This is a genomic window from Micromonospora sp. WMMB235 (assembly GCF_001855515.1).
GTDB lineage: Bacteria > Actinomycetota > Actinomycetes > Mycobacteriales > Micromonosporaceae > Micromonospora > Micromonospora aurantiaca.
On record NZ_MDRX01000001.1, the window covers coordinates 6812265 to 6834880 of the forward strand.

At 72.3% G+C, this 22616-nt stretch carries 21 protein-coding genes and 3 pseudogenes; 14 read left to right on the top strand and 10 right to left on the bottom strand.

The features are described from left to right. The first annotated feature begins 1 nt into the window (after position 1). The 3 genes from BFV98_RS30300 (at position 2) to BFV98_RS30310 (ending at position 3374) form a co-directional block, all read left to right on the top strand. Positions 2–589, top strand: coding sequence for a copper resistance protein CopC (locus tag BFV98_RS30300; protein ID WP_063778292.1), 588 nt, complete (start codon positions 2–4; stop codon positions 587–589). Then, on the top strand, positions 586–2598 hold the full coding sequence (locus BFV98_RS30305; protein WP_030271556.1) for a cytochrome c oxidase assembly protein: 2013 nt from the start codon (positions 586–588) through the stop codon (positions 2596–2598). Before BFV98_RS30300 ends, BFV98_RS30305 begins: the two co-directional genes overlap by 4 nt. 98 nt (positions 2599–2696) lie before the next feature. Beyond that, positions 2697–3374: a DUF1775 domain-containing protein gene (locus BFV98_RS30310; RefSeq protein WP_030271559.1), complete on the top strand. Its 678-nt coding sequence runs from the start codon at positions 2697–2699 to the stop codon at positions 3372–3374. A 605-nt stretch (positions 3375–3979) separates the two neighbouring features. Here BFV98_RS30310 and BFV98_RS30315 read toward each other — a convergent pair. Continuing rightward, positions 3980–4693, bottom strand: a complete 714-nt coding sequence (locus tag BFV98_RS30315) for a ZIP family metal transporter (RefSeq protein ID WP_030271561.1) — start codon at positions 4691–4693, stop codon at positions 3980–3982. A 226-nt stretch (positions 4694–4919) separates the two neighbouring features. Between BFV98_RS30315 and BFV98_RS32405 the strand changes: the two genes are divergently transcribed. Beyond that, positions 4920–5063, top strand: a complete 144-nt coding sequence (locus tag BFV98_RS32405) for a hypothetical protein (protein WP_157551500.1) — start codon at positions 4920–4922, stop codon at positions 5061–5063. Then, positions 5054–5191, top strand: a complete 138-nt coding sequence (locus BFV98_RS32105; RefSeq protein WP_176921741.1) for a hypothetical protein — start codon at positions 5054–5056, stop codon at positions 5189–5191. Before BFV98_RS32405 ends, BFV98_RS32105 begins: the two co-directional genes overlap by 10 nt. 167 nt (positions 5192–5358) lie before the next feature. Here BFV98_RS32105 and BFV98_RS30320 read toward each other — a convergent pair whose 3' ends face one another. The 3 genes and pseudogenes from BFV98_RS30320 to BFV98_RS33145 form a co-directional block, all read right to left on the bottom strand. Continuing rightward, positions 5359–5610 (bottom strand): hypothetical protein, encoded by a 252-nt coding sequence (locus tag BFV98_RS30320; protein ID WP_225319877.1) that lies wholly within the window; start codon positions 5608–5610, stop codon positions 5359–5361. Between the two features lie 325 nt (positions 5611–5935). After that, positions 5936–6385: pseudogene (locus BFV98_RS33140) on the bottom strand (HAD-IC family P-type ATPase); the annotation flags it as partial. 106 nt (positions 6386–6491) lie between these two features. Next, a pseudogene (locus BFV98_RS33145) lies at positions 6492–7511 on the bottom strand (HAD-IC family P-type ATPase); the annotation flags it as partial. A 488-nt stretch (positions 7512–7999) separates the two neighbouring features. Between BFV98_RS33145 and BFV98_RS30340 the strand changes: the two are divergent. From BFV98_RS30340 to BFV98_RS30350, 3 genes and pseudogenes are all read left to right on the top strand, one after another. Beyond that, complete coding sequence (locus BFV98_RS30340; protein WP_082171189.1) at positions 8000–8668, top strand: DUF3105 domain-containing protein; 669 nt, start codon at positions 8000–8002, stop codon at positions 8666–8668. Positions 8669–8677: 9 nt separating this feature from the next. Next, positions 8678–9364, top strand: coding sequence for a DUF305 domain-containing protein (locus BFV98_RS30345; RefSeq protein ID WP_047890780.1), 687 nt, complete (start codon positions 8678–8680; stop codon positions 9362–9364). A 338-nt stretch (positions 9365–9702) separates the two neighbouring features. Next, positions 9703–10268: pseudogene (locus tag BFV98_RS30350) on the top strand (class F sortase). A 43-nt stretch (positions 10269–10311) separates the two neighbouring features. Here the strand turns inward: BFV98_RS30350 and BFV98_RS30355 are convergent. Continuing rightward, positions 10312–11115 carry a cytochrome c biogenesis CcdA family protein gene (locus BFV98_RS30355; RefSeq protein ID WP_030271575.1) on the bottom strand — a complete coding sequence of 268 codons (804 nt, stop codon included), beginning with the start codon at positions 11113–11115 and terminating at the stop codon, positions 10312–10314. A gap of 493 nt (positions 11116–11608) precedes the next feature. On the opposite strand from BFV98_RS30355, the gene BFV98_RS30360 reads away from it, so the two are divergent. The 3 genes from BFV98_RS30360 to BFV98_RS30370 all read left to right on the top strand — a co-directional run bounded on the left by BFV98_RS30360 (position 11609) and on the right by BFV98_RS30370 (position 16843). Continuing rightward, positions 11609–13954 (top strand): cation-translocating P-type ATPase, encoded by a 2346-nt coding sequence (locus BFV98_RS30360; RefSeq protein WP_052166178.1) that lies wholly within the window; start codon positions 11609–11611, stop codon positions 13952–13954. Positions 13955–14431: 477 nt separating this feature from the next. Further along, the gene (locus tag BFV98_RS30365; protein WP_047890781.1) at positions 14432–15109 is read left to right on the top strand and encodes a C39 family peptidase; all 678 of its coding nucleotides are present in this window, start codon (positions 14432–14434) and stop codon (positions 15107–15109) included. A gap of 471 nt (positions 15110–15580) precedes the next feature. Next, the gene (locus tag BFV98_RS30370) at positions 15581–16843 is read left to right on the top strand and encodes an Ig-like domain-containing protein (protein WP_030271581.1); all 1263 of its coding nucleotides are present in this window, start codon (positions 15581–15583) and stop codon (positions 16841–16843) included. Between the two features lie 173 nt (positions 16844–17016). Here the strand turns inward: BFV98_RS30370 and BFV98_RS30375 are convergent, their stop codons facing one another. After that, positions 17017–17760 (bottom strand): class F sortase, encoded by a 744-nt coding sequence (locus BFV98_RS30375; protein ID WP_082171190.1) that lies wholly within the window; start codon positions 17758–17760, stop codon positions 17017–17019. A gap of 89 nt (positions 17761–17849) precedes the next feature. Between BFV98_RS30375 and BFV98_RS30380 the strand changes: the two genes are divergently transcribed. Continuing rightward, a complete protein-coding gene (locus tag BFV98_RS30380; RefSeq protein WP_052166179.1) occupies positions 17850–18059 on the top strand; it encodes a hypothetical protein in 210 nt (69 codons plus the stop codon). 770 nt (positions 18060–18829) lie between these two features. On the opposite strand, the gene BFV98_RS33020 is transcribed toward BFV98_RS30380, so the two are convergent. The 4 genes from BFV98_RS33020 to BFV98_RS30400 form a co-directional block, all read right to left on the bottom strand. Then, the gene (locus BFV98_RS33020) at positions 18830–19465 is read right to left on the bottom strand and encodes a copper resistance CopC family protein (RefSeq protein WP_135241033.1); all 636 of its coding nucleotides are present in this window, start codon (positions 19463–19465) and stop codon (positions 18830–18832) included. Positions 19466–19569: 104 nt separating this feature from the next. Beyond that, positions 19570–19920, bottom strand: a complete 351-nt coding sequence (locus BFV98_RS30390; protein WP_198039662.1) for a DUF3703 domain-containing protein — start codon at positions 19918–19920, stop codon at positions 19570–19572. Then, positions 19920–20645 carry a cation transporter gene (locus tag BFV98_RS30395; RefSeq protein ID WP_030271586.1) on the bottom strand — a complete coding sequence of 242 codons (726 nt, stop codon included), beginning with the start codon at positions 20643–20645 and terminating at the stop codon, positions 19920–19922. The genes BFV98_RS30390 and BFV98_RS30395 overlap by 1 nt, the downstream gene beginning before the upstream one ends. Next, positions 20645–20980 carry a helix-turn-helix transcriptional regulator gene (locus BFV98_RS30400; protein WP_030271588.1) on the bottom strand — a complete coding sequence of 112 codons (336 nt, stop codon included), beginning with the start codon at positions 20978–20980 and terminating at the stop codon, positions 20645–20647. Before BFV98_RS30400 ends, BFV98_RS30395 begins: the two co-directional genes overlap by 1 nt. 168 nt (positions 20981–21148) lie before the next feature. Here BFV98_RS30400 and BFV98_RS30405 point away from each other — a divergent pair, with 168 nt between their 5' ends. After that, the gene (locus BFV98_RS30405) at positions 21149–21811 is read left to right on the top strand and encodes a thioredoxin domain-containing protein (protein ID WP_030271590.1); all 663 of its coding nucleotides are present in this window, start codon (positions 21149–21151) and stop codon (positions 21809–21811) included. Further along, on the top strand, positions 21808–22446 hold the full coding sequence (locus BFV98_RS30410) for a vitamin K epoxide reductase family protein (protein WP_030271592.1): 639 nt from the start codon (positions 21808–21810) through the stop codon (positions 22444–22446). Before BFV98_RS30405 ends, BFV98_RS30410 begins: the two co-directional genes overlap by 4 nt. Positions 22447–22616 lie beyond the last annotated feature (170 nt).

The window sequence follows — 22616 nt, forward strand, 5'->3', positions numbered from 1 at the left end:
CTTGACCCGCACGTACCGTTTCGTCCTGCCCGTCCGTGTTGCTGCTGCCCTCTGCGTGGCCACCGCCCTGCTCGTGCCGGCCACGCCGGCGTGGGCACACAACGCCCTGCGCGACTCGACGCCGGCCGCCAACGCCCGTCTGGCCGCCGCCCCGCAACAGATCGAGCTGATCTTCGTCGAACGGCTCGATCCGCGGTTCACGACCATCGCGGTCACCGCCCCGGGTGACGTTGCCGCCGTCGCCGGCAAGCCGGCCGTGTCGGGTACCCGCGCCACCCAGCCGCTCAAGTCTGACCTGCCCGCCGGCAGGTACACGGTGGCGTACCGGGTGGTGTCCGTCGACGGGCATCCGGTGCAGAGCTCCTACACGTTCACCGTCACCGCGTCGGCGTCCCCGCTCGCGGCATCCGCACCGCCGGCGTCGGCCCTCACCACACCGCCGTCGGTGCCGGCGACCACTGCCGCTTCCTCGGCCGCCGCCGCTGATGGCGCCCCGAGCATGGGGGTCGGGCTGGTGGCGGTGCTGCTCGCGCTCGTGGCGGCCGGGGCGGGTCTGCTGCTGTGGCGCAAGCGGGCGGCCCGGCGATGAGCATGCAGAGCGTCGTGCGGCGTCCGGTGCTGGTGCCCGTCGGCACTGTCCTCGTCGCGGCCGCGGTCGGAGCGGCGCTGTTGTGGTGGGGTGGCGGCGCGGTACCCCAGACGGTGCCGGGCCTGCCGGACCCGGGCCCGACCACCGCGTGGATCCTGCCGGCCGCCCGGTTGGGCATGCAGGTCGGTGCGGTCATCACCGTCGGGCTGCTGCTGGCCGTGGTGATGCTGTCGCCCCGCGACGACGAAGGTCGCCTGTCGGCCCTGGGCTACCGCCGCCTGCGCGCTGCGGCATTCAGTGCTGCCGCCTGGGCGGCGGCGTCCGCGGTGGCGGTCTGCTACACCCTGGTCGACCTGTTCGGGCTGCCCGCCGCCCAGGTGTTGTCCGTGCGGGCGGTGCTGCACTTCGCCCTCAGCGTGGCGCTCGGGCAGGCGCTGGCCCTCAGCGGCGTCCTCGCGTTGCTCGTGGCGCTGATCGCCGCCAGGAGCCTGCGTCCGGGCGGTGCCCTGGCGGCGTTGTGTATCGCGGTGGCGGCGACGATCCCGCCGGTGTTCACCGGGCACGCCGCCGGTTCCGGCAACCACCAGATCGCGGTGTCCGGGCAGCTGCTACACGTCATCCCGGTCACCCTGTGGGCGGGGGGTCTGTTCGCCCTGGCCGTCACCGCCCGCGGGTCGACCGCCGACCTGGCCGTCGCGGTGCGCCGGTTCTCGCCGCTCGCGCTGGCCTGCCTGGTCGTCGTCGGCGCCTCCGGCCTGGTGTCCGCCGCCACCCGCCTGTCCGCCCCGGCGGAGTTGCTGACCACCCGTTACGGGCAACTGCTGCTGGTCAAGATCGCGGCGCTCGCCGCGGTCGGGGTGGCCGGGCTGCTGCACCGCCGCCGTTCGATGCCCGCCCTGTGCGCGGGGCGGCGGCGTCCGTTCCTGCGGGTGGCGGTGGTGGAGACGCTGCTGTTCGCCGCCACCCTCGGCGCCGCCGTGGCGCTGTCGCGTACCCCCGCACCGCTCGGTGAGGTGGAGGAGGACTCGACGGCGGCCCTGCTCGGTTTCCCCATGCCGCCACCGTTGAGCATCGAGACCGTGGCGAGGCTGTGGCTGCCCGACCCGCTGATCATCGCCGCCGCGGTGGCCGCCGCCGGGCTGTACCTGGCCGGGGTGTGGCGACTGCGCCGCCGCGGTGACACGTGGCCGCCCGCCCGCACCGCGCTGTGGCTGGCCGGCTGCGCGGTGATCGTCATCGCCACGTCCAGCGGCCTGGCCCGTTACGGACCGGTGTTGTTCGCCGTGCACATGGTGCAGCACCTGCTGCTGATGATGGTCGCCCCGATCCTGCTGGTGCTCGCCGGGCCGGTCACCCTCGCCCTGCGCGCGCTGCCCCCGTCGACCGACCCCCGGTGGCCCGGCCCCCGTGAGTGGCTGCAGACCGCCCTGCACTCCCGGGTCTCCCGCGCGCTGACCCATCCAGTGGTCGCGCTGGCCCTGTACGTCGTGAGCCTGTACGTGCTCTACTTCACCGGCCTGTACGAGCTGGCGGTCCGTTCCCACGCCGCGCACCTGGCCATGATCGGCCACTTCCTCGGCGTCGGGTACCTGTTCTTCTGGACCGTGATCGGCATCGACCCCGCCCCCCGGCGGGTGCCACACCCGCTGAAGGCGATCCTGGTGCTGATCAGCATGGTGCTGCACGCCTTCCTCGGTGTGGCGCTCATGCAGTCGGGCGGCGTTCTCGCCGCCGACTGGTGGACCGCCCTCGCCCGTCCCTGGGGGCCCACTCCACTTCAGGACCAGCGCAACGCCGGCGGGGTCGCCTGGTCCTTCGGGGAACTGCCCACGGTCATCGTGCTCGGCGCCCTGATGCTGCAGTGGATCCGCGCCGACGAGCGGGAAGCCCGCCGCCGTGACCGCGCGGCCGACCGCGCCGAAGCGGAGGGCCGCGAGGACGACGAACTGGCCGCCTACAACCGCATGCTCGCCGGACTCGCCGAACGAGACCGGCAGGTTCCCCGGTGAACCGCCGCCCGCCGAATGCCGGTGCCGGGAACCGGCAGCGGGCGATCAACGACTACCTGTCGACGACGGCACACGAACGAGGCAGAAAGTTGGTTCGGATGAGACACCGATGGGCGATCGTCGCACTGGCCGTCACGGCCGCCACCGTCACGGCGGCCAGCCCCGCGTGGGCCCACACCGACGCGAAGCTGACGCCGGCGCGCGCGGGCGCCGCCAACGCCGTGCTGTCCGTCGACGCCGAGGCCGAGTCCCGCACCGCCGGCACCACCTCGGTGCAGGTCTACCTGCCCGAGGGCATCGCCGCGTCAGACATCACCCTGCTCAAGGCCCCGCCCGGCTGGAAACTGTCCACCACCACGCCGAACAGCTACACCGTCGCCGGACCGGCCGTCCCGGTCGGGCAGGACGCCGAACACCAGGTACGCGTGCGGCAGCTGCCCAACACTGCGCAGGTGTCGTTCAAGATCCTGCAGAAGTACAGCGACGGACGTATCGACCGGTGGATCGAGGTGCCCAGCTCCGCCAACCCGGAGCCGGCCAACCCCGCCCCGACCGTGAAACTCGCCGCCGCCCCGACCCCCAGCCCGACCGGCTCCGCCGTCGAGGCGAGCAGCCCGAGCGTCGCACCTGCCACCGACGCCCCGATCACCGATGGACCTGCCGCGAGCACTCAGCAGGACGCCGGTAACGGCGGGGTGTGGCTGGTCGTCGGGATCGTCCTGGCGCTGCTGGCCGCCGCCGGCATCGTGGTGTCGTTGCGGCGACACCGGCCCTGAGTGCGGCGACCTGGTCGGGCTCGGGCGCTGATGCCCTTCGTGGACACTTCCACCGATAGGATCCGTCCCGTGCCGGTGCGGTGGCGGGACCCGGTCAGTCGACGCGATGGCCTGCGTCTGCGCGAGCTGCTCTGCTTCCTCGTCGCCGCGGTCGTCGCGATGATCGCGGCCCACGGGACGCTCGACGTGGCCGCGGCGAGTGTCACTCACCCGTCCCCGTCCTCGACGGCCCTGCACGCCCAGCCCTGCCCGGACGAGCGGCCCGGCCACGTCACGCGCGCCTGCCCGGCGGAATCGCCCCGCACACTTCCCGTCGCCGAGCCTGCCAGCCCCACCCTGAGGTGCCCGCCCGTGCGGCCCTCAGGCGACCTACCGCATGTAGACCAGCGGCGCGTTTCTGCAACTGCTCGGCGGCGGTGTTCTTGAGCACGACTGAGCGGTGATTCTCGGCGGCTCTGATCCCGTGGCGATGACACCAGCAGCTACGTGCGCACTGGGACAGCTGCGGCTGAGCAGCGCCGGGGACAGCCGCTCACCACGGCACCGGGCATAGACAAGCCCGCCAGTGCCACTGGCGCTGGTGACCTGGCGCTTGCCAGTACGCGCTACAACCCGGCGAGGGTGTACAGCCCGAGGAACCCGACGAAGAACAGGGCGGCCGTCCACGGGGTCTCGGGGTGTTCGTGAGCCTCCACCAGAAGCTCTTCGGTGACCAGGTACAGCAGGGCAGCAGCACCGAAGGCCAGCACAGCGGCCAGGACCCCACGGCTGGCGCCGCCGAGCAGTGCCGCACCGCCGATCGCTCCTGCAGCGGTCGCCAGACCGAGCGCACTCGGAATCATGGCGGCCCGCACCCGGCCCGCACCTCGCTTGGCCAGTGCGGCGCTCACCGACAGGCCGAGGAACAGGACCTCCAGGGTGAGTGCGATCGTGAGGATGACGCCCTGGCTCTTTCCGAGGGTGACGCCCAAGCCGACGAGCAGGCCGTCTACGAGCAGGTCGACACCGACCGCGGCCAGCAGCCCGGCGGGGACACCGATGGGGCGGGTGGCCTCCACCCGGCGGGAGTAGGCCCCCAGAGCCAACAGCAGAACCACGCCGGCGGTGAACGCGCCCACCACGATCAGCAGGTGGCCTTCTCGGCGCAACTCCGGCAGCAGCTCGCCAGCGAGCGCGGCGAACACCACTCCGGCGGCGAAGTGCTGGATTCCGCTGGAGACCGCCGGGCCGGGAGTCCTCAACGTAGCGATCACCGCGCCTGTCACGGTGGCCACGACGGGAAAGGCCACCAGGATCGCTGCCGTGCCGACTACGTTCACAGGCGTCCTCTCCTGTCCTCGACCCAGAGCGCGAGGCGCCGTCAGGGCACCCTGGTGTTCGTGCCCGGCGATTGGTCGGCCAAACCAGCGCGGCTCGGTCCCACCGACTTTGAGCAGCTTCGGGAGGCGCGCTCGATGACGCGGCGGTCGTGATCGCTGCCGTCGTGGTGTCTGCGAGCATGGACTGTTCCGTAGCTGGTGGTCTGGAACAGGTGGAGGTGGGGGCATGGCGACGGATCTGGTCGGCGCCCTCGCCGGGGCGTCGTTGGCCGCGTTCGCGCTGGCCTGGATGTCGGCGGTGGCCGGCCCCGGCGGCGGTGTGCTGCTGCTGCCCGTGTTCACCGCGCTGTTCGGACTGCGGTGGCACTGACTCCCGCGACCCTGCTGGGCGCCTGGGTGGGCAAGAAGACCGTGGGGCGGATCAGCGACCGACTGTTCGTCGCCGTCGTGGGGGTTGGTCTGATCGCCGCCGGCGTGCTGTTTCTGGCCGGCTTCTGACGTCACCCGAGCCGGCTACTCCTCATCCGCGTCTCAGGTGAGGTGTTGCCGGACGCGGCGGGGCGGGGTGAACGCGTAGAGGTCGAGCACGCCGGGTGGGTCGGCCAGGCCGGGGCCGCCGGCGCGGATCCAGGCGGCGATGTCGTCGCTCGCGTCGGTGTCGTTGATCAGGCCGAGCCAGCCCGGTCGCCCGCCGGCGCGGCGGCCGGCGGGGAGGGCTGTACGACGATGACGTTGGCGTGCGCGCAGGTGTCGAGGCAGTCGCTGACCCGTACCACAGCGACGTCGGCGACTGCCGCTTGCAGCTGGGCCAGTTGCCCGGCGTGGTCGAACCCGGCGGAGGTGCCGCAGCAGCAGCCCTGGCAGACCGTGACGGTGCAACCGGCCGTCGCGCCGCCGTCCCGGCCGCGGCGGCTCACGGCGCCCCTTCGGTCTGGGCGCGTCGCCATGCGGAGGAGGCGAGTAGGCGTAGGCCGTTGAGGCCGACGATGACGGTGGAGCCTTCGTGCCCGGCGACACCCAGGGGGAGGGGTAGGTTGCCGAACAGGTCCCAGCAGACCAGCACGGTGATGAAGGGTGCCGGCGATGATCAGGTTCGCCGTGACGAGGCGGCGGGCGCGCCGGGACAGGGCGGTCGCGCTGGGCAGGGTGGCCAGGTCGTCGCGGACGAGGACGGCGTCGGCGCTGGAGGGCAAGGTCGGAGCCGCCGCGGCCCATGGCGACGCCGAGATTGGCGGCGGCGAGGGCGGGTGCGTCGTTGACGCCGTCGCCGACGAGCAGCACCCGCCGGCCGCTGGCCTGTACGGCGCGCACCTGGTCGACCTTGTCCTGCGGCAGCAGCCCGGCGTGCACGTCGGTGATCCCGGCCTCCGCCGCCAGGTGCCCGGCGGCGCCGGCGTTGTCACCGGTGAGCAGCATCGGCCTGGCCCCGGTGAGGCGGGTCAGCGCGATGACGGCGTCGGAGCGGATCCGGTCGGCCAGGGCAAGCACCCCGACGGGCGTCCCGTCGACGATCACCACCATGGCGGTGTGGCCGGTGGCCTGCGCGTCGGCGGCCACGGCCCGGGCCTGGGCCACGGCCATGGGCGTGAGCTCGTCGAGCAGGACCGGCCTGCCCACGGCCACCTGCCGGCCGTTGACCACCGCGCGTACGCCCCGGCCGGGCACGGACGTGAAGTCGGCCGCCGCCGGCACCGGCAGCCCGTGGTCCTGCGCCGCCGCGAGGACCGCGGCACCGACGGGGTGTTCGCCTGGCGTGCTCGGCCCCGGCGGCAAGCCGCAACACCTCCTCCGGGCGGGCGTCGCCGATGGGGTGGATGTCGACGACGCGGGGATGGCCTTCGGTGAGGGTGCCGGTCTTGTCGAACGCCACCCGCTCGGGGTCGGCGAGGTGTTCCATCACCACGGCGGACTTGACCAGGACGCCGTGGCGGCCGGCGAGGGCGATCGCGGACAGTAGCGGCGGCATCGTGGCGAGGACCACGGCGCACGGCGATGCCACGATCATGAACGTCATCGACCGCAACAGCGTCGAGCGCAGGTCGGCGCCGAAGAGCAGGGGTACGGCGAACAGCGCCAGGGTGGCGACGACCACCGCGATCGAGTACCGCTGTTCGACCTTCTCGATGAACAGCTGCGTCTTGGCCTTGGTCGCCGACGCCTGCTCCACCAGGGCGACGATGCGGGCGATCACGGACTCGCCCGCTTCACGGTGCACGCGTACGACGAGCGTGCCGGTGCCGTTGAGGGTGCCGGCGAACACCTCGTCGCCGACCGACTTGCCCGCAGGCAGCGGCTCCCCTGTGATGGTGGCCTGGTCCACCTCGCTGATGCCGTCGACGACGACCGCGTCGGCGCCGATGCGCACACCCGGGCGGACCCGCACATGGTCACCGAAGCGCAGCTCGACCGTGTCCACCACTGTCTCGCCGCCGTCGGGGTCCACCCGCGTCGCCTGCTCGGGCTGTGGATCCGGGTCGGGGCCGCCGTGGCCGTCCTCGCCGCCGGCGGCGCGGCCCTGTACGCCTGGCAGCGCCGACGCAGGGCCTGAAGGGCAGACCATCCCGTCATGCAGTCGGAACGGCAGGGCAGCGGCGGGGCGGATAGGATCTCCGCGATGAGACGCTGGCAGATGACCACGGCGCAGCGAGGCGACGGACGCCTCAGCCGCGTCGTCTGCCTGCTCCTGGTTGTCCTCGTGGCGCTGATCGCCGCCCACCCGGTCACCGGCGCCAGCGCGGCGCGCAGGCACACCCAACCGCTGGCCGGTGTCAGCGTGGCTCACCACGGCCAGGACTGTCCCCAGGACCGCCCCAGCCATGCTGAGCAGGCCTGCCCCACCCAGTCGTCGAGCACTACCCCGGTCACGGCCTCACTCATCCGGCCGTTGACTCTGACGAGCCGGCGACTGCCTCCGTTGCCCGCCGAGCGGATCCATCAGGATGACCCGGGGACCCATCTGTGTCCTCGCCTGACACAGTTGGCGGTGTCCCGCACGTAAGAGCCACTCCGCGTGGCATGGCTTCGGCGGCGCAGGCAGCCTGCCTCGCCGCCGCGAGCGGGAACCGGGTATCGCCATGGCTGTCGTGGCGGGCGACCGCCCCGGACAGGCACTGCCCGCGCTGGCCGGGTGTGCTTCCGGCCCCCGCATCCCCTGCCCGCGTCGCGTTCCTGAGCGGGTTAGGGCGATGGGTACGCGTCAGCCACCTGCTGCTCACCGGCTCCATTCGACTGGAGCCGTCCAGGAACATCGGCATGTCTTCCGCCCATCGGGCGCATCCCCCACTCCCACTAGTGAGAGGCATCGTGATGAGAGCTTCCAAGTCCTCTGCCCGTACCCGACCGGCGAAGGCCGTCGCGGTGCGCCCCGGCCGGCCGTGGGGCGTCATCGCCGTCGTCACGGCGGTGAGCGTGCTCGGCGTGGCGATCATCGGCTACGCCGCGGTCGCCACGTGGCAGGGCACCCGGCCCTGGGCGCAGCGTCTGACCGGCCTGTCCGGCGTGACGGATTACGCGTCGAAGAAGCCGGCGTGGCTGGCTAGTGAGCACAAGAGCGGCCCGCTGACCTACGAGGTGACCCCGTCGGTGGGTGGCAGCCACAACAGCGCGTGGCAGAACTGCACCGGCGACGTTTACGACGCGCCGATCGCCGCCGAGCACGCCACCCACAGCATGGAACACGGCGCGGTGTGGATCACCTACCGGTCCGACCTGCCCGCCGACGAGGTGCAGCGCCTGGCCGGGCGGGTCCGCGGCGTCGACTACATGCTGCTCAGCCCGCACGACAACCTCGACGCGCCGATCTCGCTACAGGCGTGGGGCTACCGCCTCACCGTCCCCTCCGCCGACGACGAGCGGATCGACGAGTTCATCCGCGCGGCCCGGGTCAACGCCGGACCCGAGCAGGGCGCGACGTGCTCGGGTGGGATCACCGCCACCGGCACGACGCCCCGTGACCTTGCCCCTCAGGGCCAGTAGGGGCCAGCCATGGACAACGCGCAAACACCCCCGCAACCCCAGCCGGACCCGCCGGCGAGTCGCCGCTGGTGGCCGCTCGTGGCCGCGGCCCTCGTCGTCTTCGCCGTCGGTGTCGCCGTGGGACTGCTCGTTCCGGCCGTGCGGGCACCCGGCGACACGTCCGCCGACGCCGGCTTCGCCCGGGACATGGCAACCCACCACGCCCAGGCCGTGGAGATGTCGATGATCGTGCACGCCCGTACCGACGATCCCGAGGTCGCCACCCTCGCCATGGACATCGCACTCACCCAACAGGCGCAGATCGGCATCATGCGGACCTGGCTGACCCAGTGGGGCCTGCCACCGACCGGCAGCCAACCGGCCATGGCCTGGATGAACGACATGAACGGCATGGACCACGGCGGTGCAGACGCGACCGGCGCCGCACCCATGCCGGGCATGGCGACCAAGGCCGAGATCACCCAGCTGCGCGAGACCACCGGCCGGAACCTGGACATCAGGTTCGCCGAGCTGATGATCCGCCACCACCGCGGCGGACTCGCCATGGTCGAGGCGATCCTGGCCGCAGAGCCCCGCCCGGAAGTCCGCGACCTGGCGGCGCGGATGCGCGCCGGCCAGCAGGCCGAGATCACCGCTTTGCAGAAGCTGCTGGACCGGCTGCACTCCACCGCCTCCACCGATGCGTCCACCAACTGACGCGTCGCTCGGCCCCGCCGCCCAGGCCGCCGGCGGGTACGCGCCTCGCCTCCGCCCGCACCCTGGCCACCTGGCTCGGTCCCGCATCAAAGTGGGCCATGGCTGGCGGGGCGTTGGCTGTCCTGCTGGCCGCCGGATACCGCCGGCGCGCGGCACTGATCCGTGCGCGAAACGCCCGCTTGGGCGGCATGGTGATGAACCGCTGACCGCCGGCCCGCCTCGGCGTGGTCGACGTACCGTCAGGACGTGGCCGGCGGTCCGACCGATTCCAACGGCGGAGTCCTGGTCAGCGTGCCCGGCCGCCGCGACGGGTTGGCGCGCAGGGGGAGGGAGCGGGTATGGCCAGCGCGCGGGTGCGGACGGCGCCTGGGCGCCGCGTCGAGCGGGCCCGGCGACCGCACGTTGCGCTGGCCGTCGTGCTGATCCTTGCCGGGGTGTTCGCTACCGGCGCCGGGCTCGGCAGCAACGGCAGCGGCAGCGGCCTGTTGGGCTGGTTGCCTTTCGTCGGTCAGCGGGGCAGCGCGGAGGCGTTGGGTCCGAGCCGGCCGGTGCGGATCAGCATTGACGCGATCAAGGTGAACGCGGCGGTGGGGCCGGTCGGCGTGGCGGCCGACGGGTCCATCGCCGTGCCCCCGCTGTAACGGGCCGACGACACCGGCTGGGCGACCTGCGTAAGGGCTCCCGCGTCGAGATCACTCGGGCTCACCGTTCGGTCGCGGTGTTCGCGGTCACCTCGGTCGAACGGTTCGACAAGAACCGCCTGCCCGCAGACCGGGTCTACGGCGGCGACGGCGGGCCCGGGCTCCGCCTGATCACCTGCGGCGGCGCGTGGATCGGCGGAAGCGTCGGCTACGCCGACAACACCATCGCCTTCGCCTCGCTGGTCGGCTCGCGCCAGCGCTGACCGAGCGGGGTCCCCGGGACCGGCCCGCCGTGGTGTGGCCCGGTCAGATGCTGATCTGGCCCGGCCCGACCGTGGCCCGTAGCCAGATCATCAGGTCGGTCCACGCTCCGGTGAGCAGCGCGAGCCCGATCGCGACGAGCAGCGCACCGCCGAGGCGGGTGACCCACCGGTGGTGGCGGCGCACGAAGCGGGTGAGGGTCAGCGTGCGCCGCAACCCGAGGCCGACGAGCAGGAACGGCAGGCCCAGGCCGGTGCAGTAGGCCAGGGCGAGGACGGTGGCCCTACCGGTGGTGGATTCCACCGCCGCCAGGCCCAGCACTGCGCCGAGGGTGGGGGACACGCACGGCGTCCAGGACAGGCCGAACGTCGCGCCGAGCACGGGTGCGCTGGCGATCCCGGCGGACGGGAGCCGGGTGGCGCGGACCTGCCGTTGCAGCAGCGGGAACGCCCCGAGGTAGCCGGCGCCGAGGAGCACGGTCAGCGTCCCGGCGGCGATCTCGATGGTGCGCGCGTTGGTCACCAGGGCGCGGCCGGCGGCGTTGAACGCCACGGCCACGGTGACGAACACGACGGCGAACCCGGCGATGAACCCGAGCGTGCCGGCCACGACCCGCGCCCGCGCCCGCCGCCGGGTCGCCACGGCGACAGCGCCGGCCGCCGGGGGCGGGGTGGGCTGCGCCGCGGCGTCGAGGTCGGTACCGGCTAGGCCGGTGACGTAGGACAGGTAGCCCGGCACCAATGGCAGGACGCAGGGGGATAGGAAACTCACCAGTCCCGCCGCGGCGGCGACGGCCATCGCGGCCAGGAGGGGCCCGGTCGCGGCGATGGCCGCGAACTGCTCGCCCATGTCAGCCGGCTCCGGCCGACGTGCGCGCCACGGAGTCCGGTTCCACCAGTCGCGGCATGTGTCCTCCCTCAGGTCGCGCTGGCTGCGCAACGGTCATCGTCTCACGCCGCTACTACCTTTCGTAGTATGGGGTGTGCCGTCCGCGCACTGGGACGGCTTGCCCCGCAGGGGACGCCGACCGGCCCGCCGCGCGGGTCGGCTGTTGCGGCGCGCCCGGACGCGGCCGGTGTCGCGCGCCCGTGGCCGTCAGATGCACAGCACCCTCCGTCGTGGTGGCGGCCGCGCAGGTCGTGGCGGCGATCCTGGATTCCTCCCTTCGCCGCAACCGGAGGATCTAGCCTGAATAACAGTCTTCTGGTCGGACGGCAGTGATCGATGAGCCTGTCCCCGCCGCACCCCCTGAGCCCGCCGCGCTGCTCGACCTTCCGCTGACCACGGTCGCGGTGGCGCTGCCAGTCGACCACCGCTCGGTGGCAAAGGTGAGGGAGGCGCGGTGGCAGGTGCCGGCGGCCGGGCGGCCGGCTCGGAGAGCACCCTGGAAGTCCAGCTTTCAGCGGTGCTGCCGGCCGCGCAGGACGAGCGGGATCAGTGCGTGCAGCGGCTGCGGGAGCGGCTGTCCGGGACACGGGGGCTGCGCGACGCGCACGTGCACGACCGCGACGGGCAGGCAGTGGTGTGCGTGCACTACGACCCCGTCGTGCTGCCGCTGGACCGGCTGCGTCGGGTGGTGTCTCAGACCGGCGCGCAGGTCAGCGACCGCTACCGGCATGCGTGGCTCCGGGTGACCGGGATGGACTGCGGTGACTGCTCTGCGAGCATCGAGCACGTCCTCACCCGCCAGAACGGGGTGCTGGCCGCCTCGGTTAGTTACGCCGCGGAGCGGCTGCGGGTGGAGTTCGACAGCGACGTCGTGTCGTTGGACGACCTGGTCCGTCTGGTGCGCGCCATGGGCTACGGCGTGGAGGTCCCGCGCCGGCGAGGGTGGGTGCGCACCCGCGCGGAGCTGCTGTTGGCGCTGGCCGCCGGCGTACTGCTCGCGATGGGCTTCGCCGGTGAGACGTTCCTCGACTGGCCCGCCACGGTTGTCGTGGTCGCGTACGGGCTGGCCTATCTGACCGGCGGATTCACCGCGGCACGGCACGCGGCGGCCGCCGCGGTGCGGCTACGGCTGCAGATCGACGCGCTGATGGTCGTCGCGGCCGTCGGCGCTGCGGTCGTCGGGGCCTGGGCCGAGGGCGCGCTGCTGCTGTTCCTGTTCAGCCTCGGCCACGCGCTCGAGCACCGGGCGATGGGCCGGGCCCGCCACGCGATCGAGGCACTCGGGACGATCACCCCGCACACCGCCAGGGTTCGCCGCGAGGGCACTGAGACCGAACTCGACGTGCGGGAGGTGCTGCGCGGCGACGTGGTCATCGTCCGGCCCGGCGAACGCGTACCGGTCGACGGCAGCGTGCGGGGCGGGCGGTCGACGGTCGACCAGAGCCCGATCACCGGCGAGAGCACTCCGGTCGACAAGGCGCCCGGCGCTGCGGTGTTCGCCGGCACGGTCAACCACGACGGCGTCCTGGAGGTCGAGGTGACCCGGCTGGCCGGGGAGTCCACCCTGGCCCGGGTGGTCACCATGGTGCAGGAGGCCCAGACCCAGAAGTCCCCCACCCAACGGCTCACCGAGCGCTTCACCGCGGTGTTCGTACCCGCCGTGCTGCTGCTGGCCGCGGCGGTCATCGCGGTGCCGCCGCTGCTGGGCTGGCTGACCTGGCAGGTGGCGTTCCTGCGCGGCATGGCGGTCCTGGTGGCCGCGTCGCCGTGCGCGCTGGCCATCGGCACGCCGGCGGCCGTGCTGTCGGGGATCGCTCGCGCCGCCCGAACGGGTGTGCTGGTCAAGGGCGGCGTGCACCTGGAGAACCTGGGCCGGGTCGACGCGATGGCCTTCGACAAGACCGGAACGCTCACCAGCGGGCACCCCGTTGTCACCGATGTCCGCCCCGCCGCCGGCGTCGACCCCGCGGCCCTGCTCAGCACGGCCGCCACCGTGGAGAGCCGGTCCACCCACCCCCTGGCCCGGGCTGTCGTGGCGGCGGCGCAGGGCCTGCCACTGGGCCGGGCAGGCGAGGTCACCATCGCCGCCGGGAAAGGGATCACGGCGGCCGTGGACGGCCGGCAGGTCCGGGTCGGCCGCCCCGGGTATGTCCTCCCGTCGGACCCGCCTGACGAGATCCGCGGTGCGGTCGCCGAACTGGAGGCCGCCGGCAGGACGGTCATCGCCGTCGACGCCGACGGGCACCTCCTCGGCGTGCTCGGGCTGGCGGACCAGCCCCGAGACGGCGCCAAACCCATGCTGCAGCAGCTACGGCGTCTCGGTGTCACGTCGCTGGTCCTGCTCACCGGCGACAACCCTCACGTCGCCGCGGATGTCGCCCGCAGCCTGAGCCTCACCGACTACCGTGCCGGGTTGCTGCCGGAAGACAAGGTCGACGCCATCGCCGGCCTGACCCGCCAGCATCGTGTGGTGGCCATGGTCGGCGACGGCGTCAACGACGCTCCCGCGCTTGCCCGCTCCACCATCGGCATCGCCATGGGCACCGCAGGAACGGACATCGCCCTCGAAACCGCCGATGTCGCCCTCATGGCCGACGACCTGAGCAAACTTCCCGCCGCCGTGGGGCTCGGCCGACGCTCCCGGCGGGTCATCCGCCAGAACCTCGCCGTCGCCCTGTGCGTCATCGCGGTCCTGCTACCCGCCGCCGTCCTTGGGATCGCCGGTATCGGCGCCGCCATCGTGGTCCACGAAGGCAGCACCCTGGCCGTTGTCGCCAACGCGCTGCGGCTGTTGCGATGAGATCAGGGCACTGACAGCACGAGAGTCGGTCGCGGTGACGGCGGACAGGGTTTGCCTGAAGCCCGGCCGGCCCGGACCCCGCAGCGAGCCCGTCAGGCCTATGGGTCACACCACGAGCCTCACCGTCTCGTAGCGCCGCATGTAATCGCCGTCGCCTACCTCTACGGCGACTCCCGGACGGCCCACTGGCACTCTCCTCCGGGCGCCTGATCCCGACATCAAGGACGTACCGAGCCGGAGACCTCAGGGGTGCCGGGACCCGTCGCCCGCGAACATCCGGACCTGCCCACCTGTCCCGGTGTCCGGTTTCGTCCGGTTACCGGGATCCCGGGCGGGCCGGCCCGCCCGGAATGCCGGCCGGGCGGCCGTGGTTATGACTCCCGTACGCCCGAGCACCCCCGCCCGGGCGTATCTCTTTGGGCGGCCCGCACCCCGATCTGCTGGCCGTCCTTTCCCCCAGGTGAAAGGTGAGCATCAATGACTACTGTTACTCGTTGGCTCCCGGCCATCACTCAGACTTCGGTTGTTCGTAAGGCCGCGCTCGGTGTCGCCGGGCTCGCGTTCGCCGGTGGCGCGATCGCCGGTCCCGCGACCGTGGCGCACGCCGCGCCGGTGTCGGCCGGCAAGCCGGCCACCGTGGCGCAGGAGCGTGACGGCGGCAAGGAGCTGGACTTCACGTACAAGTTCCAGGAGACCTACTTCTACTGCGCGCCGGCGGCGACCAAGATGGCGCTGTCCGCGCTCGGTAAGGACCTGAGCCAGGACGAGCTGGCCAAGAAGCTGGCCACCACCGAGGCGGGCACCAACTCCGCCATCGAGACCACCCGGGTGCTCAAGGAGGTCACCGGTAAGGACTACCGCACCGTCGAGATCCCCGGCCAGAAGGCCAGCAAGGCCGAGACCGACCGGCTGCGCAACGACGTCGTGCGCAACATCGACGGCAAGCGGCCGATGGTGGCCAACATCAAGGGCACCTCGGTCGACACCGACGGCCACGCTCACTCCTACGAGGGTGGGCACTACATCGCCGTGGTCGGCTACCGCGACGGCGGGAACACCGTGAAGATCGGTGACTCCTGGTCCGACGAGGGCCAGTACTGGATCAGCACCGACAAGCTGGCCAACTGGATCGCCTCCCGCGGCTACTCCGCCTGACCTGAGCGTGAACAACGATGGGGCCGGCCCGACAAGGGCCAGCCCCATCGTCGTATCCACCACCTCAGGTCTGCCGAAAGGAGACCAGGGTGCCGATGTTGGCGCGGGGCGGGCGCGCCATGTGCGGGGACCTACCGCAACGGCCCGGGCCGCGGTCTGACACGCGGTCACGCCGCGCGGACCGCCAGAGGGGTGCGCGGAGACCGGGATCTCGAAGTCGGGCCCGACGGCACCACCCGCAACGAGTTGCCGACCCGCCTGCAACGGCGCAGCGTCCCGCCGGAATGGAACCCGCGCCCCATCCGCGACGGCTGACCCGGAAAGGCGCAGATCTGCGCGACCCACCCACCGCCTGCCATTCGGCCGGAAATGCCTCCCGTAACTGGTTCCCGAATCAGCCGAAATTGCGCTCACATCGGTGCGGCGCGGCGAGAATGTGGCGAAGGGAAGCCATGAACGGGGGGACGCAGTATGCAGTTGAGGCGGCGATTGACGCTGATGGCCGCGACCATCGTGGCCACGCCACTGGTCCTGGCGGGGTGCACCGCCGACCGCACGCCCGGCGCACGACCCGCGGACGGGCGGGCGCCGGAGTTGACCGTGACACCCGCCGACCAGACGCGGGATCTGCCCATCACCGTCGAGGTGGGTACCGCCGTCAAGGGCGGGCGGATCACGGCTGTGCGGATCACCGACGACAGGGGGATACAGGTCAAGGTGGAGCCGCGTGAGGACGGGTCGGCGTGGGTGCCGAGCGCCCCGTTGCAGCCGATGCGCACCTACACCGCCGAGGTCGCCGCCACCGGCGACGCCGGGAAGAGCACTACCCGGAAAACCACCTTCACCACGATGCCGAAATCGTCAAAACCGGCGGTCACCAGCACGTTGTATTTCGCCGGAAACCAGACGTACGGCACGGCGATGCCGGTAACCGTCGCGTTCGACCCGCCCATTGCCAAAGAGGCCAGACCGGATGTGCAGCGCCGGTTGTTCGTGAAGACGGATCCGCCGCAGCCGGGGGCCTGGTCGTGGCTGGAGGACGGCAGTCAGGTCTATTACCGGGCGCCCGATTTCTGGCGGCCCGGCACAACGATCAGCGTCCGGGCCGGGCTGCAGGGCCTGCCGATCGGCAAGGACCGGATCGGCGATGCGGACCGGACCGCCACCTCCAAGATCGGCCGGCAGGTGGCGTTGGATGTCGACAACGCCACCAAGAAGATGTCGGTCTACCAGGACGGGAAGCTGATCCGCAAGATCCCGGTCAGCCTCGGCAAGCCGAGCACGCCGACCTCCAGCGGCAAAATGGTGATCATGGAGAAGCACCAGCAGACGACGTTCGACACCCGCGGCGAGCCGAACGGCGGCTACGTGGTCGACGTCGAGGACGCCCAGCGGCTCACCTGGGGCGGCGAGTTCATCCACGGGGCGCCGTGGTCGGAGGGCGACCAGGGCTACACCAACGTCTCGCACGGTTGCACCAACGTCTCAGCGGCCGCCGCGGACTGGCTGATGGGCATCACCCAGGTCGGTGACCTGGTCACGTTCAAGGGCACCGAGGTGCAGCTGCAGCCGGGCAACGGGTGGACGGCCTGGAACGTCAGCTGGGACGACTTCGTCAAGGGCAGCGCCCTGCCCGTACCGGCCGGGCTCCAGCCGGCGCAGGTCAGCCCGGCCAACCCGGGCGCCGTAGCCGGCGGATCACCCGCACCGGCGCCGTCCCTCTCCGGCGGCTGATCCGGGCCTACAGGACCGGTCCGCCACCCGGTGGGCCGGTCCTTTGCCGTACCCGCGGCGCGCGATCCAGCGGTACCGGGCCACGCCCGCAGCGACCACTCCGCCTGCCATGAGCGTTCGAAACGATGGAACTGGGCCGACGGGTGCGGTCCACCTTGGTATCCGCCATCACCTCAGGCCTGCCGCGACGAGACCAGGGTGGCGAAGACGATGACATTGTCGGTGTAGCTGCGTTTCTGCTCGTCGAAGGTCCCGCCGCAGGTGATCACCCGCAGGCTCGCCGTGTCCGACGGGCCGTACACCAGATCGGTGGGGAAGGCGTCCTTAGGATACGACTTCACCCCGTCGACCCGGAAGGTCACCTCGGTCCGGTCAACCCGGACCACCTGGATCATGTCGCCGGGCAGGAGCTCACCGAGGCGGAAGAACACTGCCGGACCGATCTTCGCCGAGTCGACGTGACCCATGATGACGGCGTTGCCGACCTCTCCGGGACTGGCGCCCAACTTGTACCAACCGGCATCCATCGCCTGCTCCAGCGGCGGCACCTGCACGGTGCCGTCCCCGTTGACGCCGAGGGCGAGGATGTCCGCCCGCACGCCGACGCGGTCGATGGTGATGCGGGTCGGCGCCGATCGGGCCAGGCCTCTGTGCTCCGCCGCGGCGCTTGGCTCGGATGAGGCATGGGGCGCATGCGGCGTGATGGTCGCGGGCGCGACGGCCGGCGGTGGCTGGGGAGGTGGGGATGAGGCGGAGGATCCCCTCAGTGCGGCACCGACTATGCCCGCGCCGGTCAACGCTGCCACCCCTGCCAGCGCCAGCGCGATTGTCGCCGCGACCCGCTGCGCCGACCTGCGCCGCGTGCCGTACACCCTGCCGGCGGATGCCGTGCCACCCGCTGCTGCCTCGCCACCCATACCCGCACGCTAGATGGTGCAAACGAGAACTATTGGTGGAAAACGGGCTCACGCACCGATGGGGGACGCCGGTCAGGTGGCGGCGGACGGTGACGGTGACGGTGGTCTGGTCGACGTCGCTGGCGCGCGCGGTGACCTTCAGCGTCCACTCACCCGCGGCGGGGAAGCGAACCTCGGCGCTGGCGTGGTGGGGTTCCGGCGTGTCGACCGGCACCGTGATCGGCTCGACGCCGGCGGCGGGCAGAGCGAGGCTGATGGCCCATTCCGCGACGGGCAGGGCCCTGGCCTGCGGGGTGTAGACGTAGATGTGCAGGCTGTTGGCCACATCCGCCCGCCGGGGTAGACATCGAACCACAGCATGTAGAGGCCGGTGGTGAGGGTCTGCGCGACGCTGTTGCGCGCAACCCGGGCGGCGTCGGTGCCGGCGACCCGTCCTGGTGAGGTCGTCTGCACCAGCACCGCGGTGAGCGCGAGGACCACCGCCGTGGCCGCGAGTTCGAGCCAGCGGCCCCGGCGAGCCGGCGGGGGCGGGTCGCCGCGGCGCGGCGGCGCACCCTCCGCCGCTGCCCGGCGGCGACAGCGAGGACCCCGGCCAGCCGTGCGGCCTTGCCGCAAAGCGGCCGCCCGTACGCGGTGTCGAGCAGCGCCGAGGGCGGCCCAGTTCGAGCGCGGCCTGGGCGACGCCGGCGGCGACGAGCCAGCAGACCGCGAGGGTCGCCCACCGTGACCAGGCCGGCAGGATCCGCGCGAGAACCCGCTCGTGGGTGCGGCGCGGCAGGAACACGGCCAGGGTGAACAGACTGCCAAGCCAGATGGTCACCCCGGCGAGATGGGCGGTGCCCACCGCGACGCTCACCGGCCGCAGGGGCGAGGCCACCGGGTGGCCCGCCAAGGGCCAGGTGGCCAGCGCGGCCAGTCCCACCAGCGCCAGCCCGGCGGTGTGCCAGCGGCCCGCGGCGCCGCGCAGGACGGCCGGTAGCAGCGTCGCCGCGGCGCCGAGCAGCGCCAGCCGCGCGGCGAGCACCGCCCCGACCACCGCTGGCGCCGACCGCCTCCAGGTCCCCGACCGTCAGCTCGCCGATCCTCGCCCCGACCATGTCCGCGGCCTGTCCCACCCAGGTGCCGGCCGGGGCCGCGGCGACCAGCCCCTGGTGAACGCCATGACGGTCGCCCCGCGGCGGGACAGCCGCCGGGGCCACATCGTGGCCACCAGCAACACCGGTCCGACCGCCAGGACCAGGCCCAGGTAGCTGGCGTACTTGGCCGCCGGCACGAGCACCCGCCCGGGCCGGTCGGCGCCGCCGGCACCCTGCGGCGCTGTCGCCGATGGCGCTCCTGCCGAGTAGGCGAAGCTGCCCGCGATCGGGTGGCTGTCGGCGGAGGCCACCCGGTAGCTCACCAGGTAGGTGCCCAGCGGCTTGTCCGGCACCCGCACCGGGATCCGCATCGTCGCGCCGTCGAGCACCGGCTCACCGTTGTTGATCATCTTGCCGTCCGGGCCGAGGACCTGCACGCGCCCGGCGACCGGAAACCCCGGTTCGCTGAAGGCCAGCACCACCTCCCGCGGCGCGTACCCGATGACCTCGTCGCGCACGGGCGACGTGGCGACCAGGGCGGCATGCGCGGCGCAGGGACTGGCTGGCGCCAGCGGCACGGCGAGAACGGCCAACATCAACCCGCGCCGGATCGCGGTTCGTGTACGCACGCCAGATGGTTCGGACGCCACTACCAGAAGGACCCGGCCGCCGTCCTCCCGTCCAGCTCGCCGTGGCCGCGGCCCGGCGACCCGCGCAGGCGCCGCGGACCGGCCTACCGGCTGCCGGCCAGCAGCACGGCGAGTTCCTCCGGCACGGGCATCGGCTGGGTCAGCGGCACCCGCGCCCGGCCGGTGTTCCCCTGCGGGTAGCGGCCGGTAGCTGAGCCCGGGCCCGCAACCGCCAGGCGGATTACCTGCCCTACCGCCTCGATGACGTCGCGCTCGCGCAGGGCGCGCCGCAGCATGACGGCGTGCACGACGGTGTGTGGCCAGGGCCACGGCTGGGACAGGATGTGGGCCCGCTCGGCCGCCCGCCACGCCGCCGCAGGGTCGGACGTGTGGCGGGCGGTGGCGAGTTCGGCGTCGAAGACCGCGCGGACGGTCGCCGGCATCTTCTGGAACATCACGCGGCGTCTGACGGGCAGCAGGTACAACCAGGCCGGCATCCGCACCCATCCGTGTCGGGGCCGGCGGCTGATGGGGTGGTCAGGGGCACGGTGCAGCAGGCGTCGCCGCGCCACGCCTCGCGGCCTTCCTTGACGGCGACGGCGGCGATGACCAGTGCGGCGATCGGGTCGGCCCAGGACCAGCCGAACAGGCTGTTGAGGCCGAGGCCCACCAGCAGGACCGCGGATAGGTAGGTGCACAGCAGGGTCTGCTTGGAGTCGGCGACCGCCGAGCGGGAGCCGAGTTCCCGACCGGCGCGGCGCTGCGCGTACGACAGACCCGGCATGACCGCCAGCGACACCACGGCGAGGACGATGCCGACCGGGGAGTGCTCGGCGTCGGCGCCGCCGAGCAGGGCACGGGCCGACTCGACGGTGACGTAGGCGGCCAGGGCGAAGAACGACACGGCGATGATCCGCAGCGCGGTCTTCTCCCGCGCCTCGGGGTCGCGGCCGGCGAACTGCCACGCGACCGCCGCCGCCGACGACACCTCGATGATCGAGTCGAGACCGAAGCCGACCAGGGCGGTCGACGAGGCGATCGTGCCGGCGCTGATCGCCACGACCGCCTCGATCAGGTTGTAGGTGATGGTCGCGGCGACCAGCAGCCTGACCCGCCGGGCGAGCACGGCCCGCCGGGCCGGGGACGGCTCGGCCGGCGCCTGGATCAACGGCAGGCTCATCAGCAGCACCCCTTGTCGTCGGTGTCTGGGCACGCCGCGGGGTCCACCGCCAGGACCAGGCCGAGCAGGTCACCCAGGGCGTGCGCCAGCCGCGCGTCGGCCAGTTCGTATCGGGTGCGCCGGCCCTGCGGCACCGTCACCACCAGGCCGCACCCTCGCAGACAGGTGAGATGGTTCGACAGGTTTTGCCGGGTCGTGCCCAGCAGCTCGGCCAGCTCCGCCGGATAGCCGGGCCCGTCGCGCAGCGCCAGCAGCAGCCGAGCCCGGGTCGGATCCGACAGGGCGTGGCCGAACCGGGCCAGCACCTGCCCGTACGTCAATGTCTCCACGGGCACGACAGTACACTCTTCGCTGTACTAACCGGTGAACGGCCCCCTGGGTAGTCATGTGGGCCGTTCCCAGGAAGCTGACAGCAAGTCGGTACAGCGCCCCCCGTATGGTCCGCGCGATGTCCCACCAGACCGTGGGACGTCATGTCGTTGGCTGATGAACAAGGACGTGGAATGACCAAGAACACCCGCCTGACCTTGGCGCTGATCGCGGCAGTGGTGCTTGTGGTCAGCGGGTTGCTGGCCGTCAACCGCACCGACGAGCCGCGCGCCGCTACCACGGCCGCCGGCGCCATCGACCCGGCTTTGCTGGTGCGCGAGGACAGCCACCGGCTGTCCACCGCCGCCGACGGCAAGGTGACCCTGGTGGAGTTCCTCGACTTCGAGTGCGAGTCCTGCGCCGCCGCCTACCCGGCGGTCAAGCAGGTCCTGGCCACCTACTCCGACCGCATCACCTTCGTGGTCCGGTACTTCCCGATCCCCAGCCACCCCAACGCCGAACTGGCCGCCCGCACCGCGCAGGCCGCCGCGAACCAGGGCCGCTTCCACGACATGTACACGCAGCTGTTCGACAACCAGACCCGCTGGGGACACAAGGAGCAGCCGCAAACCGATCTGTTCCTCGGCTACGCCCGCACCCTCGGACTGGACATGCAGCGGTTCCAGCGCGACCTCGACGACCCCGCCACCGCCGCCCGGGTGGCCAAGGACAAGACCGACGGCGAAGCCGTTGGCGTGCAGGGCACCCCGACGTTCTTCCTCAATGGCCGCCAGCTGACCGACCTGCGCACGCAGGACGACCTCGTCGCGGCCATCGACGCCGCCCTGGCCGAATGAGCACCGCCACCGTCGAACGGCGAAGCGAGCAGGACTCCTCGCGCGGGCGGTTCCTCGCTCGGGCCACGGCGTGGATCTGCGCCGTTGGCGGCGGCATCGGCATGCTGGCCGCAACCATCCTCACCGTCGAAAAGATCAACCTGCTCGCCCGGCCCGGCTACGTGCCCAGCTGCAGCATCAACCCGATCCTGTCCTGCGGCTCGGTCATGACCACACCCCAGGCCGAGGCGTTCGGCATCCCGAACCCACTGATCGGCATCGCCGGCTTCACCGCCGTCACCACCATCGGCGTCGCCCTGCTCGCCGGCGCATGCCTGCCCCGCTGGTTCTGGCTCGGCCTGCACGCCGGCGCCACCTTCGGCGTGGTCTTCGTGCACTGGCTCATCTACCAGAGCCTCTACGTCATCGGCGCCCTGTGCCCCTACTGCATGCTCGTCTGGGCCGTCACCATTCCGATCTTCCTCTACACCACCCTGCGCAACCTGCACGACTTCTCCGGCCCGCTCCCGGGGCCTGTGCGGGCGGCCGGGATCGCCGCTGCCGGCTACCACAGTCTCATCCTCACGGCCTGGTACGCGCTGATCCTGGCTGCGATCCTGGCCCGCTTCTGGGACTACTGGACAACGCTCATCTGATCCCTGCCGCAACGGACGGCAGGCAGGAGCACCAGCACCCGTAGCCCGGCCTGATACGTCACGGCGAGGAGTCATACGAACAGCGGCAGCTGCGCGTCACACAGGCTGCCTTTATCAGGTCGGGCCTCGCTGTTAGCCCCCTGCCCGCGTCCCAGGCAGTCATCGTTCAT